The sequence below is a fragment of the Acidimicrobiales bacterium genome, from assembly GCA_036378675.1.
Classification (GTDB): Bacteria; Actinomycetota; Acidimicrobiia; order Acidimicrobiales; family Palsa-688; genus DASUWA01.
The window spans coordinates 30712-46972 of record DASUWA010000005.1 but is presented as its reverse complement, the minus strand read 5'-3'; the positions used below and the strand labels follow the sequence as shown (position 1 = coordinate 46972).

Here is a 16261-nt window from a genome sequence, read left to right as displayed (position 1 = left end):
TTCCCTCCTCAGATGAGCTGCGCCTGCTGCAACAGGCGCAGCGCCACCGAGCCGTCACCGAGCTGAGCGACCGTTATCGGCGCGGGTTGGAGCTGCGAGAACGGTTTGAGCCCGGCCGGATCTCCAACGCCGGGCCGCAGCGGATACTCGAAGCTGTTGCTCGACAACAGGGCGTGTTGTCCCGCCTGTGACACCAAGAAGCCGACCAGCTGGTCCGCTTCCGCCTTGTGACGGCTCGACTTGAGCACGCTTGCACCCGAGATGTCGATGACGTAACCGGGATCACCCGCCGACAAGAAACCGATCTGCGACTGCAGCCGCGCGGTTCCGACGTTCTTGGCCGTCCGGTACCAGTAGTAGTGGTCGACGACGCCGAGTTCAGCTTGGCCGCGGTTGACGTCGGCGGTGACCGTTTCGTTGTCCGGGTCGATGTGGCCCGACGCGTTGGACTTCACGGCTTTGAGCCACTGAAGGGCGGCCTGCTCCCCCTCGGCGAGGGCGACCGACGTGACGATCGGCTGGAAGTCCGGCTCGGTCGGGGCGAGCGCAAGCTTGCCTTTCCAGCGCGGGTTGGCGAGGTCGAGGATCGACGTCGGGACCTGTCCCGTCGCCAGCTGGGACGTGTTGTAGACCAGGACGCTCACCCGCGCAGAGAAGCCGACCCAGTCGCCTGCGGGCGAGTTGTACCTCGCCGGGACGACCGACAGCGCGCTCGCGGGCACCGGGGCGAGGAGCCCCTTGCCCTGCAAGAACATGAGCGCCGGCGAATTCTCGGTCAGGACGACGTCGGCAGGAGAACTCGACCCCTCCTGCTGGATCTGCTGAACGAGGGCGTTCTCGTCGCCGCTCCGCGCGTTTACGCGGATGCCGGTCTGCCGCTCGAAGGCCGTGATCTCGGCCTGGGTCGTTTCTGCGTGCTGCCCGCTGTAGAGAGTGATCGACCCTGACGATCCCGGCTTCGAGGTCCCTCCACAGGCAACCAGCACCCCGGCACCAAGCACGACAGCAGCCGCTGCGGCCAAGAACCGGAGGGCCGGCCTTTGGAGCATCCCGACAGTTTCCCAGGCGCTAGGCATGCTTCACAACTTTTCTTAGGGACGCCGAAGATTCTACCGGCCTTCGGTCAGGAGGCGACTGCCGGGGCGGCCGAATCAGACCCGGTTTGGCCGGCCGCCGGGTGGCCTGAGAAGCCGGCCCCGGCGTAACGTCGAACCCGTTTCAACACCCGCCGGCATGCCGGCCGCCAGCCCGGAGGCTCCATAAACACATGTCCGTCAGCCCCATACGTGTAGCAGTGACCGGCGCCGCCGGGCAGATCGGCTACAGCCTGCTCTTCAGGATCGCCAGCGGGGCGCTGCTCGGCCCCGACCAGCCCGTGATCCTTCAGCTCCTGGAGATCACGCCTGCGCTGGGCGCCCTGCAAGGAGTGGTCATGGAGCTCGACGACTGCGCTTTCCCGCTGCTGGCGGGCATCACCACATCAGACGATCCGAACGTCGCTTTCGGAGACGCCAACATCGCCCTCCTGGTTGGCGCCCGACCGCGAAGCAAGGGGATGGAACGCAAGGACCTACTCGAGGCCAACGGAGCGATCTTCACCGTCCAGGGCAAGGCGTTGTCGGACAACGCCGCGGACGACATTCGCGTGCTCGTGGTCGGAAACCCGGCCAACACCAACGCTCTCATCGCGATGCACAACGCGCCCAATATCCCGCGCGAGAGGTTCACCGCGATGACCCGCCTTGATCAGAACCGGGCGAAGGCGCAGCTCTCCGCCCGTTCCGGGCGCCCGGTCACCGAGGTCACCAACCTCACCATCTGGGGCAACCATTCCGCGACCCAGTACCCCGACATCTTCCACGCCAAGATCGGCGGCCGGCCGGCAAAGGACGTCATCGCCGACGACGCCTGGGTGGAGAAGGAGTTCATCCCCGCGGTGCAGCAGCGCGGCGCCGCAATCATCGAGGCGCGAGGCGCGTCGAGCGCTGCGAGCGCTGCGAGCGCTGCGATAGATCACGTGCGCGACTGGATGGGTGGATTTGGGAACGGTGACTGGACGTCGATGGCGATCCCGTCGGACGGCTCCTACGGCGTTCCCGAGGGACTCATGTCGTCGTTCCCGGTGACGACGTCTGGCGGCCAATACCGGGTGGTGCAGGGACTCGATATCGACGATTTCTCACGGACGCGAATCGACGCGTCGGTTGCAGAGCTCGGCGAGGAGCGCGACGCGGTACGCGAGCTTGGCCTCATCGGCTGAGGCCAGACCGCCTTATAGACGGTCGACGATCGCGCTTATAGGCGGTCGATGATCGCGCTTGCGAACTCCGAGGTCTTGACCTCGGTGGCGCCCTCCATCTGGCGTGCGAAGTCGTAGGTGACGATCTTGTCGGCGATGGTCGCCTCGAGGGCGCGGACGATGTCGTCCGCCGCTTCCTGCCAGCCGAGATGCTCGAACATCATCACTCCGGAAAGGAGCACCGACCCGGGGTTTACCTTGTCGAGCCCGGCGTACTTCGGCGCGGTCCCGTGGGTGGCTTCGAAGATCCCGTGACCGGTCACGTAGTTGATGTTGGCGCCAGGGGCGATGCCGATTCCGCCGACCTGCGCTGCCAGGGCGTCTGAGAGGTAGTCGCCGTTCAGGTTGGTGGTGGCGATGACGTCGAACTCGTCCGGTCGGGTGAGGACCTGTTGCAACGTGATGTCGGCAATGGCGTCCTTGACGAGGATCCGGTCGCCGGGCTCGCCCTTCGAGTCCTCCCAGCTGACCGCCACGTCGGGGAATTCCTCGCGCACGAGCTCGTAACCCCACGTGCGGAACGCGCCTTCGGTGAACTTCTGGATGTTGCCCTTGTGAACGAGGGTGACCGACTTGCGGCTGTTCTTGACCGCGTAGTTCATCGCTGCGCGGATAAGACGCTTCGACCCTGACTCCGACACCGGCTTGATGCCGACACCGCTGTCGGGGCGGATGTCCCAGCCGAACTCGTCGTGGAGGAGCTGGATCATCCGCTTGGCCTCGGCGGTGTGCGCCTGGACCTCGAGTCCGGCGTAGATGTCCTCGGTGTTCTCGCGGAATATCACCATGTCGACCAGGTCGGGGCGCTTCACCGGCGAAGGAACACCTTCGAACCACCGCACCGGGCGCAGGCAGACGTAGAGGTCCAGGATCTGCCGGAGCGCCACGTTCAGCGAGCGAAAGCCACCGCCGATCGGAGTGGTCAGCGGGCCCTTGATCCCGATCAGGTACTCGCGAAAGACGTCGACGGTCTCCTCGGGGAGCCAGTCACCGGTCTCGTTGAACGCCTTCTCACCGGCGAGCACTTCGCGCCACGAGATCTTCTTGCCGTGCTTTGCGGCCGCAGCGTCGAGAACGGTCCTGGCCGCCGGCCAGATGTCCACGCCCGTCCCGTCACCCTCGATGAAAGGGATGATCGGCTCGTCAGAGACTTTGAGGGTGCCGTCGGCAGCCATGGTGATCTTGTCGGCCATGGCGCAAGAGTACCGGGGCGACACCTCACACTGTCCCGGTGCACGGAACGCCGATAGGGGGTGCACACGAGACTGTCCCGGGGGGCACCTCACACACTCCCTACCGCGGCGTCACGCTCCCTGCAATAATCATTTTGTGGGCAACTGGGCGCTAGGCCCGGTCAAACTGCTCGGGCGCGACGATGCGCTCGCAGCCGCAGAAGCCGGACTGGCTAGGGGCGGCGGGGTCATGTTGATGGGCTCCCCCGGGGTAGGCAAGACGGCGCTGATGCGCGCCGTCCTCGGAGGTCTGCGTGAAGACGCCCACGCTCGGGTTCTGTGGTTGATGGCGCACGCCTCCGGACCCGACATCCCCTTCGGGGCGTTCGCGCCGCACGTTCCCGAGGTGGTCGGGGTTCCCGGCGCTCGACCGGAGCCCTTTTTCCTCCTTCAGACCATCCGCCAAGCAGTGATCGAAAGCGCCGGGAGCCGAGACCTGACCCTCGCCGTCGACGATGCCCACTGCCTGGACAGTGCGTCGGCGACCCTCCTGTTCCAGCTGATCTCGACCGGGAGCGCCAAAGCGCTGATCGCCGCCCGGGCAGGCGAGGCGCTGGCACCCCCGCTGCGGTCGCTCTGGAAGGAGGGTCTGGTCGAGCGGATCGACCTGGGACCGCTCGACAGGGACGAGACGCTGGAGCTGGCCGAGAACCTGCTCGGGGACGCCGCCGACGGTGAGCTGAGCGAGGCTCTATGGGAGACCAGCGGCGGCAATCCCCTTTACCTCAGCGAGCTGATCCTTTCGGGGACCGATGCCGGCAGGATCGCCAAGGAGCGCGGCGTATGGTGCCTGGTCGGGGGGCTGACCATCGGGCCCCGCCTTCAGGAGCTGCTCGACGAGAGGCTGAGCGCCCTGGACGAGGACCTTCGGGACTCGCTCGAAGTGATCGCCTTCGCCGACCCGGTTCCGTCCCAGGCCCTCGAACGGGTGGTGCCGGAGCAACACCTCGAGAACCTTCAGCGAAACGGTCTTGTGGTGATCGACGCCGGCGCCGGCGAGAAGTACGTCCGGATGAGCCATCCCCTCTACGGAGAGCTGATACGGGGCCGGCTGCCCGATGTCCGCGCGGACGAGCTGCGACGGCTGCTTGCCGACGCATTCGAAGACGCCGGCCTGCTCCAGGGGGATTTCCTGAGGGTGGCCTCCTGGCGCCTCGAATCCGGCGGAACGAAAGATCCCGAATTCCTGCTGGAAGCAGCGGTCAGGGCCTCCGCCCGTTTCGACTGGTCCTTGGCAGCTCGGTTCGCCCGAGCGGCCGTCGACTCGGACGGCGGGACCGCCTCCCGGATAGCTCTCGCCGACGCGCTGGCTCGCCTGGGTCGTCCCGACGAGGCGCTCAACGTTCTTGGGAGCTGTGCCAGTAAGAGTGACGAGGAACGGGCGCGCCTGGCGGTGTTGCGCGCATCGGCGATGTTCTGGGGACTCGGCGACTGGTCGCAGGCCAACCGGACCCTGGAGGACGCGGAGCAAGCCCTCGAGGACACATCGGAGAAGACTTGGGTCGCCGGCGTGAGGGCGGGGATGCTCAACTTCATCGGCAGGCCCGACGTCGCGGCCGGCGCAAGCCGGCCCCTGCTCGACGTTCCCCACCTGTCATCGAAGGCGCGGCTCGCTGCGGGATACGCGTTGTCGACTGCGCTCGCATGGGGCGGTCTGACCGATCAAGCGTTGCGCGTGCTCGACGCGTTCCGGCCGAGCGAACCCGGCGGTGTCTCAGCCGCGCCGCTCGGAATCGACTGGCCGCTTCTCGTCAGGACCAGCGCGTATAGGACCGCCGGGAGGGTCCGGGACACCGAGGAACTGGCCCGCGACGAGTACGCCCTCGCGCTCCAGATGCACAACAACGAAGCCAAGGCGGTCGCTACCGGCGCGCTCGCATGGGTAGCGCTCGTGAGAGGACAGCTACCCCTCGCCGTGCTGCGGTGTCGCGAGGCGATCGCAGCAAACGATTCGACGGCCGCGGGGGACGCGACCGTCGGCCGGCGGCTCCTGTTGTGCCTGCTCGTCGAGGCCCTCGCTCTTTCGGGAGACGCGCTCGGGGCGGCCAGTGTTCTCGCCGAGGCGCGCTCCGAGATACGTATTTCTGAACGGTGGATGGTCCCCCGCCTTTGGATCGCCCGGGCTTGGGTTGCCGTGGGACGAGGGGAGGTAAGCAGTGCATTGCCCGAACTCAACACCGCGATCGACGAAGCCCGGAGAGGTGGCCACGTCGCCCATGAGGAGGTCGCGCTGCTCGCCCGATTGCGACTCAGCGGATCGGGTGGTGCCGACGAAGGGACGGTGAGACGGGTCCAGGAGCTGGCCTCCTGGGTGGAGGGCGATCTCATCCAAGTCATGGCGGCTCACGCGCGGGCGCTGGCGGACCGGTCGGCCGACAGGCTCGACTCCGTCGCGGAGCAGTACGAACTTCTCGGTTTGGGTCTGTACGCAGCGGAGACCGCTGCGCAGGCCAGCCAGGCCCATGCGCAGGCTGGGCAGCCTCGCCGCGCGGCGGCGTCGGCTTCAAGGGCCCAGTCGTTGCTGAGCGGACCCGAATCGGCGCGCCCGGTGACGCTTCAGCTGGCATCGGCGCCCGCGTCCCTCACCCGGCGCGAGAGGGAGGTCGCCCTCCTCGCGCGGAGCGGGATGTCCAGCCAGGCGATCGCAGCCCGGCTCCACCTTTCGACCAGGACGGTCGACACCCATCTGGCGCGCGTCTACTTCAAGCTCGGCATCAGCCGGCGCTCGGAGCTCGGGGACGCTCTGGGGATGGACGATTCGGCTGCGGGATTCGAGTCGCCGACCGGCTGAGCCCAGAAGACGACCCGGTCAACTTGTTTTCGCGCTGGCCGAAACCCGGGTTTCGCTTGGAGCCGGAGTCGCCTTTCGATCAAAACGGAAATTTGGGTTCCCGTTGATATTCCGATGATCCGGCGCGGCTAACTTTTTCGCCGGCAGTACCCGGGGGCAGGTTCTTCGGGGCGGGAAAGGAATCATGCAGCAGAAGTCACGCCGCGCGGCATCGGGCGCGCCCACGAGGTCTCGCCGCCGCGCCCATCGCGCAGCGAAACGCGGCGTTTTGCAGGGTATTTCGTCGATCGCCGAAAACTCCGGTTCCGCCGCAATGGTCGGGGTTTTGGCTCTCGCGGGGGCGACGACGGTGTCGGGAGTCGCCGGCGCGGTGATCCTGGCGCAGCCGGCGACCGCGTCGACGGTCATTGGTGGATGCCTGGCGCCTCTCGTGAATTGCGCCGCGGGAAAGTCGACCTCGGTCCAGGCGGCCTCCGTGCCGGCGCCGGTCGCGCCGGGATCCCAGGGCGCCGCCACCGGCCCGCAGCTGGCGCCCCTGCCGCCCGCCCCTGTCAACCAGAGGTCGATCTCCTACGTTCCTGACCGCCCGATGTCGGGGATCATCAACGTTTCCGGAACCGGCTACCGCCTGGTTGGCAGCGACGGCGGCGTGTATTCGTTCGGCGCGCCCGACACCGCGACCCTTCTGGGCACCTGGCTCAACGGCCGGATCGTCGGATCCGCGACCAACGGGTCGAGCGTCTGGCTCGCAGGGTCGGACGGAGGCGTGTTCACCCTCGGCGGCGCGGGTTTCTTCGGCTCGGAGGGCGGCGTAAAGCTCAACGGCCAGATCGTCGGCATGGCGGCGACGCCCAGCGGCCACGGCTACTACCTCGTCGGCCGAGACGGCGGGGTGTTCACCTTCGGCGACGCTCGGTACTTCGGATCGATGGGAGGCCACCGTCTGAACGGCCAGGTCGTCGCCATGGCGGTCGACCCGGCGACCGGCGGTTACTGGCTGGTCGGCTCGGACGGCGGCATCTTCGCCTTCAACGCACCGTACTTCGGATCGCTGGGAGGCGAGAAGCTGAACGGCCGGATCGTGGGCATCTCGGCCACCCCCTCCGGGAACGGCTACTACCTCGTCGGAAGCGACGGCGGGGTGTTCACTTTCGGCGGAGCCCCCTACTTCGGATCGCTTGGAGGCCGGAAGCTGGGCGGTTCAGTCGTCGGCGTGGCCACCACCCAGTCGGGCAACGGGTACTGGTTGGCCGGAAGCGACGGGGGCGTGTTCACCTTCGGCGACGCCCCGTTCTACGGATCGGCTGTCGCCCCGCCTCCGCCGCCTCCCATGCCGCCCGTTCCCCTACCCGCTCCGCTGGCCTCGGTTGCCCCTTCCGGCCTGGTCGTGCCGCCCGGCTCTACGGGCATGGACATCTCCCGCTATCAATGCGGGGCGATTCCCGGCGGGCACTTCGCCATCTCGGTCGTCCAGGTCACCGGTGGGGCCTTGAACTGGCCGGCCAATCCTTGTTACGCGGCCGAGGCCGCTTGGGCGGGACCCAACCTTCAGTCGTACATCTTCATGGACGGCCTGCCCAACCCACTACCTCCCGAAGCGATGAGCGGTCCCGCCGGAGTGTGCGGGTCGAACGGCGCGTGCCTGGCCTACAACTACGGCTGGTTCTGGGCAGACCACTGGGTCGCCTATTCGAACTCGCTCGGGTTTCACGCACGGCAATGGTGGCTCGACATCGAGACAGGATCGGGCTGGAGCGACGCGGGGACCAACGATCAGGTGATCCGGGGAGCCCTCGACGCGTTGCGGCGCAGCGGCGCTCCCTATGGCATCTACTCGAGCCCCCGGCAGTGGGGCATCATCACGGGCGGCTGGTCCATCCCGGGTATCCAGATCTGGGTGCCCGGAGCCGGGAACCTCTCAGGTCCCGGGTTCACGGCCACGTCTTTCTGCGGCGACCCCTCCGAGAGGTTCGCCGGCGGGGTGTTGCGCTACGTCCAGTACGGCTACAAGGGCGGCTTCCCGGGCTCCTGGCCCGGCCCTCCATCTCGCTACGACCTCGACTACGCCTGCTGAAACACCGAACAGGGACACCGGCCGGGCGGAAGCCTTAACGCCCGGCAGGATCAAAGGATCGCCGATGCTCCGAGCCCGAGATTGGTGTAGATGTCGCGCGTCGCTTGCGACGTGTTGAGCGTGTAGAAGTGCAGCCCCGGGGCGCCCGCGTCGAGGAGGTCCTGACACAGCTTGGTGGCGATCTCGATGCCCGCAGCCTTCACGGATTGGGGATCGCCGGCCGACTCGAGCACCTCCACCACCTCTGGCGGGACGGGCGCGCCCATGCGGGCCATGCGCGGCACCGCGGTGAGGCTGGTGATCGGCATGATTCCCGGAAGCACCGGCTTCGAGACATCTCGCGCGGCGAGGTCCTCGAGAAGCGACAGGTACTCGTCGAGCCGGAAGAAGAACTGCGTGACGCCGAAGTCGGCGAGCCGCATCTTTTCCGCGAGGCGGTCGCGATCCGTCCGCATGTCCGGCGAGCGTGGATGCCCGGCAGGATGCGCAGCAACTCCGACGCAAAAGCCGCCGATCGCATTCGCCAACTCCACAAGCTCGATCGCATGAGCCAGCTCGCCCTCGACTGCGTCGGGGTCCGTAGGAGGGTCCCCACCGAGCGCCATCAGATTCTCGACACCGGCCTTGCGGAACTCGACGAGTATCTCGGCCAGCTCGAGCCTGGTGTGCGCGACGCAGATCAGGTGCGCCATCGGGTTCAAGGTCGTGGTCCGCAGCATGCCGACCACCAGATCGTGCGTTCGCTGCCGGGACGACCTGCCGCCCCGGTAGGTGACCGACACGAACGACGGTTTCAGCGGCTGTAGCTCCATCAGGGTCTGGACCAGCCGAGCGTGCTCCTCGTCGTTCTTCGGGGGGAAGAACTCGAACGAGTAGGTGCGGCCCGCGGCGAGCAGGTCGGCTATCCGGGACATGCGAGAAGGTTAGTGGGGTTAGGCGACGTGCAACCGGTCGACTAGCGTCATCCTGTGATCGAGGAGACTCCGCGTCTGGGCGTGCTTGCGTCGGGCTCCGGCACGGTTTTGGCTGCCATCCTGGACTCCGGCTTGGCGGTGTCGGCGGTGATCCTCGATCGGCCTTGCCGGGCGGGCGACTTGGCCCGGGAGGCTCGAATCGACGTCGAAGTGGTCGAGCGGGAGAGCTTCGGCAAGGACTTCGACCGCGTCGCTTACACCAATCGCGTTATCGACGCCCTAAAGCGGCACCAGATCGACGTCGTCGCGATGGCCGGGTTCGGGACGGTCCTTTCGAGCGACATATTCGCCGTCTATCCCGGTAAAATTCTGAACACTCATCCTGCTCTTCTGCCGGCGTTCAAGGGGTGGCACGCCGTGCGCGACGCCCTCGAAGCGGGGGTGAAGGTCACCGGTACGACAGTCCACGTCGCCACCGAGGATGTCGACGCCGGACCGATCCTCGCCCAAGAGGCGGTGAGGGTGGAACCCGGCGACACCGAAGAGACACTTCACGAACGGATCAAGCAAGTGGAAAGACGGCTCTACCCGGAGACGATCCGCATTTTTCTGAACGACATGAAAGGAGCCCCGCAGTGAGGGTCCTGCTCTCGGTCTACGACAAGACCGGCTTGGAAGACTTCGCCAGGGATCTGGTCGAGCTGGGTCACGAGTTGATCGCCAGCGGAGGCACGGCAAGTGCCCTCGGCGCGGCTGACATCCCGCATAAGACGGTCGAGTCGATCACCGAGGCGCCGGAAATGCTGGGCGGTCGGGTGAAGACGCTGCACCCTCGGCTGCACGGAGGGATCCTCGCCGACCTTTCGAAGACCGACCACGTCGCCGACCTCGAGCGCCAGTCGATCGAGCCGATTGGGATGGTTGTCTGCAACCTGTACCCGTTCACCTCTAAGCCGTCCATCGAGCTGATCGACGTCGGGGGTCCGACGATGGTGCGGGCGGCCGCTAAGAACTGGGCTCATGTCGCGTCGGTCGTGGACCCCGACGACTACGCGTCCGTGCTCGACGATCTCCGGGCGAACGGTGAGGTTTCAGAAGATCGTCGCCGGCGGCTGGCGGCCAAGGCGTTCGCCCACACAGCTGCCTACGACGCCGAGATCGCGAACTGGTTCGCCAGGAACGAAGCAGGGCAGGACAACGACCTGCCCGCGACGGTCCATCTCGCCCTCGAACAGGCTCAGGTGCTTCGCTACGGCGAGAATCCGCACCAGCGCGGCGCCCGTTACCGCGAGATCGGCCACACCAGCTGGTGGGATGGCGTGGTGCAGCACGGCGGGATGGAGTTGTCGTACCTGAACCTCTACGACGCGGACGCGGCGTGGAGACTTGCGCACCAGCTCGAAGATCTCGGGGCTGTTGCAGCGGTCGTGGTGAAGCACGCCAATCCTTGCGGCGCGGCCGTGTCCGACGATGCGCTCACCGCGTATGACAAGGCGTTCGAGGGCGACCCGATGTCGGCGTTCGGCGGCATCGTCGCGCTGACTCGCCCGGTGACCGAGGAGGTCGCCGCCGAGATGGTCGGCAACGCCAAGGCGGATGTCCTCATCGCTCCCGGCTACGACGACGCCGCGCTGGCGCTATTCGCCGCCAAGCGCAAGAACATGCGGGTACTCTCCGCGCCGCCTCCCGGGACCGACTCCTTGCACCTTCGCCAGATCGGGGGTTCATGGCTGGTCCAGGACCCCTACGAGTTCCGATCCGGCCGGGACAGCTGGAGGATCGTCACGAAGGCCCAGCCGACAGACGACAACTGGCGGGACATGGAGCTCGCCTGGCGGGTCTGCGCGTGGGTGAAGTCGAACGCGATCGTCCTGGCTGCCGGCGGGATGGCTGTTGGCATCGGCGGCGGTCAGCAGAACCGGGTCACTCCCGGTGAGATCGCTGCGGCTCGAGCCGCGGGCAGGGCCAAGGGCGGCGCCGCAGCAAGCGACGCGTTCTTCCCCTTCCGGGACGGGCTCGACGCGGTCGCCGCGGCCGGCGTCGCCGCAGTGGTGCAACCGGGAGGATCGGTCAACGACGACAAGGTGATCGAAGCCGCCGACGAGCACGGCCTGGTGATGGTGTTCACGGGAGAAAGGCAGTTCCAGCATTGAGCCCTCTCGAATTCGTGAGGAGGGGGCGATGAGCGCCCCGAAGATCGGCGAACCCGTGATCTTGGCCGGCGCACCGGTCGCCGACGCGGTGACCGAGGACGTCAAGCAACGGGTGGAGAAGCTCGCCTCGGAGGGGAAATCCGTCGGTTTGGCGACGATCCTGGTGGGTGACGATCCCGCCAGCGCCGGCTATGTCGCCAAGAAGCACCAGGCATGCGAGTCGGTAGGGATGCTGTCGGTCGACGTCCGGATCTCGGCGGACGCGTCGCAGGCCGAGCTGATCGAGGCGGTCGAGCAGCTGAACGCCGATCCGCTGGTCGATGGGTACCTCCTTCAGTACCCGGTGCCCGCGGGTTTCGATTTCAACGAGGCGGTCGCCGCGATCAACCCCTCGAAGGATTCCGACGGGTTGCATCCGACCAATCTCGGTTTCCTCGCCTTGGGAGATCCCAACCATCCCCGGCCGTGCACCCCGCTCGGCATTCAGGCCATTCTCGCCCACTACGACGTTCCGGTCGCGGGGCGCAACGTCGTGATCGTCGGGCGAGGCCCCACGCTGGGACGTCCTTTGTCGATGCTTCTGTCGCTCAAGGAGCCGGGTGCCAACGCGGCGGTGACATCGGTTCATACCGGAGTTCCGGACTGGCAGGAGTACACCCGGCGAGGCGACATCGTCGTCGGTGCGGCGGGCGTGCCGTCTATCATCACCCCGGACGTCATCCGCCCGGGATCGTGCGTCATCGGGGGCGGCATCACCTGGGAGGGACGCAAAGCCCTCTCCGATGTCGACGAGTCGTGCGCCGAAGTGGCCGGGTGGATAACCCCGCGTCTCGGCGGGGTTGGTGTTACGACGGTTGCGATGTTGCTGCGCAACACTGTCGCCGCTGCCGAACGAAGGGCGAGTCTTTAACGAGATCCCGCCGGAACGCGGCTCAGTTACTGTGGCTCGTCATACCGGCTGCGACGCGATAGGCGTCTATGTGCCGTTCGGCGCTCGCCTCCCAGGTGTGCGCCGCGGCGATCGCCAATCCTGGTGAACGGCGGGCGTCGAAGGTCGGATCGCCGATGACGAGCTGGTGGATCAGCTCGGCCAGGGTCGCGTCGTCACCTGGATCGAACATGAGGGCGGCGCCGTCGGTGAACTCTTCCATTGCTGACCCTCTTGTCGTAACCGTGGGTGCGCCGCATGCGAGTGCCTCCAGCGCCGGCAGGCCGAAGCCCTCCTCGATCGACGGGTAGACCACCGCGGCTGATTGGCGTAGCAAGGGTGGCACGTCGTTGTCGGGCACGAAGCCGAGCCGTTTGATCCTTTCGGGATGGCTCGACGCGCCGATCGCTCTCTTCAATCGCTTCTCCTCGCTTGCCCACCCGCCGCCGGCGATGACCAGCGACAGCGTCGGGTGGCTGCCGCTGATCCGACCGAACGCCCGAACGAGAGTCGGCACGTCTTTTCGGGGCTCGACAGTTCCGAGGTAGAGAACATACGGAGCGGTCACGCCGGTCAGTCGCAGCGCCTCGGCATCCGAACCTTTCCTGTCCTCGGTCGGCTGGAAGCGCTGGGTGTCCACTCCGTGTGGAGCAATCATGACGTGACCCGCGAGCTTGAACCGGGCCGTCAACCTGTTCGCGGTGGTGCGGCTCACGCATATCAATACCTGAGCCTCTTGTGCCGCGACCTTGATCGCATGGGCAAAGAACAACGCCTTCGACTTCGAGTGCCATTCGGGATGCTCGACAAACGTCAGGTCGTGGATGGTGACCACCTTCGCGACCTTCGCGCGACGCGGCAGCGTGTAGTGGGTCGAGTGGTGCACGGCAGGCGCTATGTCGCGCAGGAGCCGTGGCATGGCCGCCTGCTCCCATATCAGCCGCGTTGCCACCGATCTCGGCGCGGCCGCGCTTATCGACGCGCCCGGAGCTGCGGTCCGCCATCGCTGAGAGTCGCTCCTACTGGTGATCACATCGAGAGACACGTCGTCGCGCTCGTCCAAGGCGCCGAGGAGCCCGGCCACGTACCGGCCGACACCCCCGGCCTGTGACGGAACCGCGGAAGCGTCGATGCTTACGAGCAAGGGAAGCTAAAGCCCCTTGACGATCTCCGCCATCTTCTCCCCCGCCTCGGTGGGGTTCTGCACGACATGGACCCCGGCAGCCGACAGCGCCTCCATCTTCGCCTGCGCGGTTCCCTTCGAACCCGAGATGATCGCGCCGGCGTGTCCCATCTTCTTTCCGGGAGGCGCGGTCACGCCGGCGATGTAAGCGACGACCGGCTTGCTGACCTCCTTGGCAATGAAGTCGGCGGCCTTCTCTTCCTCGGAGCCGCCGATCTCGCCGAACATTGCTATCGCCTTGGTGTCGGGGTCGGCTTCGAATGCGGCGAGGCAGTCGACGAAGTTCGTCCCGGGGACCGGGTCCCCACCGATGCCGACGCAGGTGGTGACTCCGATCCCGAGCTGCTTCAGCTCGTACAGCGCCTGGTAGGTCAATGTTCCGGAACGGGACACGATCCCGACCGGCCCTCCCGGCAAGGCGATCTCGCCGGCGGTTATGCCGATGTTGCACTTGCCGGGGCTGATCACTCCTGGGCAGTTGGGGCCGAGCAGCCGGGTCCCCGGGTAGGACTCGATCAGCGTGTTGTACACGCGCGCCTCGTCGTGGGCCGGTATGCCCTCGGTGATGCACACCACGAACGGGATCCCGGCGGCGGCGGCTTCCAGGATCGCCGCGGGCGCGCTCTTCGGCGGAACCGAAACAAACGACGCGTTGGCTCCGGTCGCCTCGACCGCCTCGGCAACGCTGTCGTAAACCGGTATCCCTTCCACGTCCTGGCCGCCCTTACCGGGTGTGACGCCGGCGACGACCTTGGTCCCGTAAGCCTTGTTGCGCAAACCGTGGAAGCGTCCCTGACCTCCGGTCAGGCCCTGCACGACCACCTTGGTGTTCTCGTCTACAAAGACACTCATCGATTCTCCTTCCCGGCCGGGCGCCCCGCAGGCCCGGCCTCCTCCGCCAGGCGGGGGCCCCAGCCCCGCCGGCGGCCGTGGTCCCGGGTTGCACTCATCCGCCGACTCCCGCGAGCTCGACGGCCTTACGGGCCGCGTCCAACATTGTCGGTGAGGACATCACCCTGTCCGAGAGGACCGCCTTCAGGATTTCCCGGCCCTGGTCCGCGTTGGTGCCGTCCAAACGGATCACCATCGGGGCCTTGATGCTGACCCTCCCGAGCGCCTGAACGATCCCGTTGGCGACCTCCTCACCGCGCGTGATGCCGCCGAAGATGTTGATGAAGATCGCCCGTACGTTCGGGTCGGAGTTGATCACCTCGAGAGCGTTCGCCATAACCTCGGCGTTGGCACCCCCACCGATGTCGAGGAAGTTGGCGGGCGACCCGCCTACCTGATTGACGACGTCGCAAGTGCTCATCGCCAGGCCCGCTCCGTTGGCGATGATCCCGACAAAACCTTCGAGCCCCACGTACTGCAACCCTTTGCTCTTGGCGAGGCGCTCCCGCTCGTCGAGTTCGTCTATGTCCCTGAACTCGTCCCACTCCGGATGCCGGAAAGCAGCGTTGTCGTCGAGAGTCACCTTCGCGTCGAGCGCGTGCACCTTCCCTTCAGGCGTCAGGATCAAGGGGTTGATCTCCACCAGGTCCGCGTCGCCCTCGACGTAGCAGCGGAACAGATCGACGAGGATCCGGGCGGCACCGTCACGAGCTTCGGCATCCAGGCCTGCATCCTCAACCAGCTGGCGCGCGGCCCCCTCGCTGAAACCCTGTGCGGGATCGATGTAGAGCCGCGCGATCGCGGCGGGGTCTTCGTCCGCAACCGCTTCGATGTCCACGCCTCCCCGCGCGGAGACCATGGCGAGGTACTTCTTCGCTGCCCGATCGAGGGTGAAGCTCGCGTAGTACTCCTTGGCGATATCGGAAGCGTGCTCGACCCACAGTCGGTGAACGACGTGACCCTTGATGTCCAGTCCGAGAATGTTGCCGGCGTGAGTGCGCAGCTCCTTCTCGTCGTTGGCGAGCTTCACTCCGCCGGCCTTGCCCCGCCCGCCGACCTGCACCTGCGCCTTGACCACTACCGGGTAGCCGGCCTTCTCCGCTTGTGCGACTGCTTCTTCGACCGTGTCCGCAATCCCGCCGGCTGAAACCGGTATGCCGAAACGGGCGAAGTACTGCTTGCCCTGGTACTCGAACAGATCCACTCTCGCTCCTGTCTTCTCTCCTCGGAATCAGCAGAAAAAAGCCAACGGCCGGCGCGCCTCACGCCGTTCCGGCTGTCTCCCGCTCGTCCAACGTCTGCTCCAGCCAGCCGGTGATCTCACCGAGCGGCGCACCGGGAGTAAAGATCCTCGCCACCCCGGCCTTGGCCAGCTCAGGTATGTCGGCGTCGGGAATGATCCCGCCGGCGAAAACGAGAATGTCGCCGGCGCCGCGCTTATCGAGCTCGCCGATGATGCGGGGGAACAGCGTCATGTGAGCCCCGGAAAGGATGGACAGCCCGACCGCGTCGGCGTCCTCCTGGATGGCCGTCTCGGCGATCTGCTCGGGCGTCTGGTGCAGGCCGGTGTAGATGACCTCGAACCCCGCCTCCCGGAGCGCGCGAGCGATGACGCGCGCTCCCCTGTCATGTCCGTCCAATCCAGGTTTGGCGACCACCACCCGGTAGGGCCGTTCCATCGGCCACAGATACTCGCAGGTCGCCACGTACGCGGGCCAACCAACGTCCTCACCAGGCGGGACGCACGCCGGTACGCGACCCCAATCCCTGGGACGCCTCCCGGTAAAATTTCCCAA

At 66.7% G+C, this 16261-nt stretch carries 13 protein-coding genes; 6 read left to right on the top strand and 7 right to left on the bottom strand.

All coding sequences use genetic code 11. The annotated features are described in order from the left end of the window. Window positions 1–8: 8 nt before the first annotated feature. Complete coding sequence (locus tag VFZ97_01405) at window positions 9–1076, bottom strand: extracellular solute-binding protein (GenBank protein HEX6392065.1); 1068 nt, start codon at window positions 1074–1076, stop codon at window positions 9–11. A gap of 191 nt (window positions 1077–1267) precedes the next feature. On the opposite strand from VFZ97_01405, the gene VFZ97_01400 reads away from it, so the two are divergent. After that, window positions 1268–2260 carry a malate dehydrogenase gene (locus tag VFZ97_01400; protein HEX6392064.1) on the top strand — a complete coding sequence of 331 codons (993 nt, stop codon included), beginning with the start codon at window positions 1268–1270 and terminating at the stop codon, window positions 2258–2260. A gap of 35 nt (window positions 2261–2295) precedes the next feature. Here VFZ97_01400 and icd read toward each other — a convergent pair whose 3' ends face one another. Then, window positions 2296–3492 carry an NADP-dependent isocitrate dehydrogenase gene (gene icd / locus VFZ97_01395; protein HEX6392063.1) on the bottom strand — a complete coding sequence of 399 codons (1197 nt, stop codon included), beginning with the start codon at window positions 3490–3492 and terminating at the stop codon, window positions 2296–2298. Between the two features lie 136 nt (window positions 3493–3628). On the opposite strand from icd, the gene VFZ97_01390 reads away from it, so the two are divergent. Both VFZ97_01390 and VFZ97_01385 read left to right on the top strand, forming a co-directional pair. Then, window positions 3629–6322 carry a LuxR C-terminal-related transcriptional regulator gene (locus tag VFZ97_01390; protein ID HEX6392062.1) on the top strand — a complete coding sequence of 898 codons (2694 nt, stop codon included), beginning with the start codon at window positions 3629–3631 and terminating at the stop codon, window positions 6320–6322. A 313-nt stretch (window positions 6323–6635) separates the two neighbouring features. Continuing rightward, window positions 6636–8396, top strand: a complete 1761-nt coding sequence (locus VFZ97_01385) for a hypothetical protein (protein HEX6392061.1) — start codon at window positions 6636–6638, stop codon at window positions 8394–8396. A gap of 50 nt (window positions 8397–8446) precedes the next feature. On the opposite strand, the gene VFZ97_01380 is transcribed toward VFZ97_01385, so the two are convergent. After that, window positions 8447–9310, bottom strand: coding sequence for a methylenetetrahydrofolate reductase (locus tag VFZ97_01380; GenBank protein ID HEX6392060.1), 864 nt, complete (start codon window positions 9308–9310; stop codon window positions 8447–8449). A 54-nt stretch (window positions 9311–9364) separates the two neighbouring features. On the opposite strand from VFZ97_01380, the gene purN reads away from it, so the two are divergent. From purN to VFZ97_01365, 3 genes are read left to right on the top strand one after another with little or no spacing between them, the layout of a single operon-like run. Further along, window positions 9365–9949, top strand: a complete 585-nt coding sequence (gene purN / locus VFZ97_01375) for a phosphoribosylglycinamide formyltransferase (protein ID HEX6392059.1) — start codon at window positions 9365–9367, stop codon at window positions 9947–9949. Next, a complete protein-coding gene (purH, locus tag VFZ97_01370) occupies window positions 9946–11463 on the top strand; it encodes a bifunctional phosphoribosylaminoimidazolecarboxamide formyltransferase/IMP cyclohydrolase (GenBank protein ID HEX6392058.1) in 1518 nt (505 codons plus the stop codon). Before purN ends, purH begins: the two co-directional genes overlap by 4 nt. 28 nt (window positions 11464–11491) lie before the next feature. After that, a complete protein-coding gene (locus VFZ97_01365) occupies window positions 11492–12373 on the top strand; it encodes a tetrahydrofolate dehydrogenase/cyclohydrolase catalytic domain-containing protein (GenBank protein HEX6392057.1) in 882 nt (293 codons plus the stop codon). A gap of 22 nt (window positions 12374–12395) precedes the next feature. Here the strand turns inward: VFZ97_01365 and VFZ97_01360 are convergent, their stop codons facing one another. The 4 genes from VFZ97_01360 to VFZ97_01345 form a co-directional block, all read right to left on the bottom strand. Next, complete coding sequence (locus VFZ97_01360) at window positions 12396–13535, bottom strand: glycosyltransferase family 1 protein (GenBank protein HEX6392056.1); 1140 nt, start codon at window positions 13533–13535, stop codon at window positions 12396–12398. Between the two features lie 6 nt (window positions 13536–13541). Further along, window positions 13542–14426 (bottom strand): succinate--CoA ligase subunit alpha, encoded by an 885-nt coding sequence (sucD, locus tag VFZ97_01355; protein HEX6392055.1) that lies wholly within the window; start codon window positions 14424–14426, stop codon window positions 13542–13544. Between the two features lie 94 nt (window positions 14427–14520). Then, window positions 14521–15669 carry an ADP-forming succinate--CoA ligase subunit beta gene (gene sucC, locus VFZ97_01350; protein HEX6392054.1) on the bottom strand — a complete coding sequence of 383 codons (1149 nt, stop codon included), beginning with the start codon at window positions 15667–15669 and terminating at the stop codon, window positions 14521–14523. Between the two features lie 58 nt (window positions 15670–15727). Continuing rightward, window positions 15728–16144, bottom strand: coding sequence for a cobalamin B12-binding domain-containing protein (locus VFZ97_01345; GenBank protein ID HEX6392053.1), 417 nt, complete (start codon window positions 16142–16144; stop codon window positions 15728–15730). Window positions 16145–16261 lie beyond the last annotated feature (117 nt).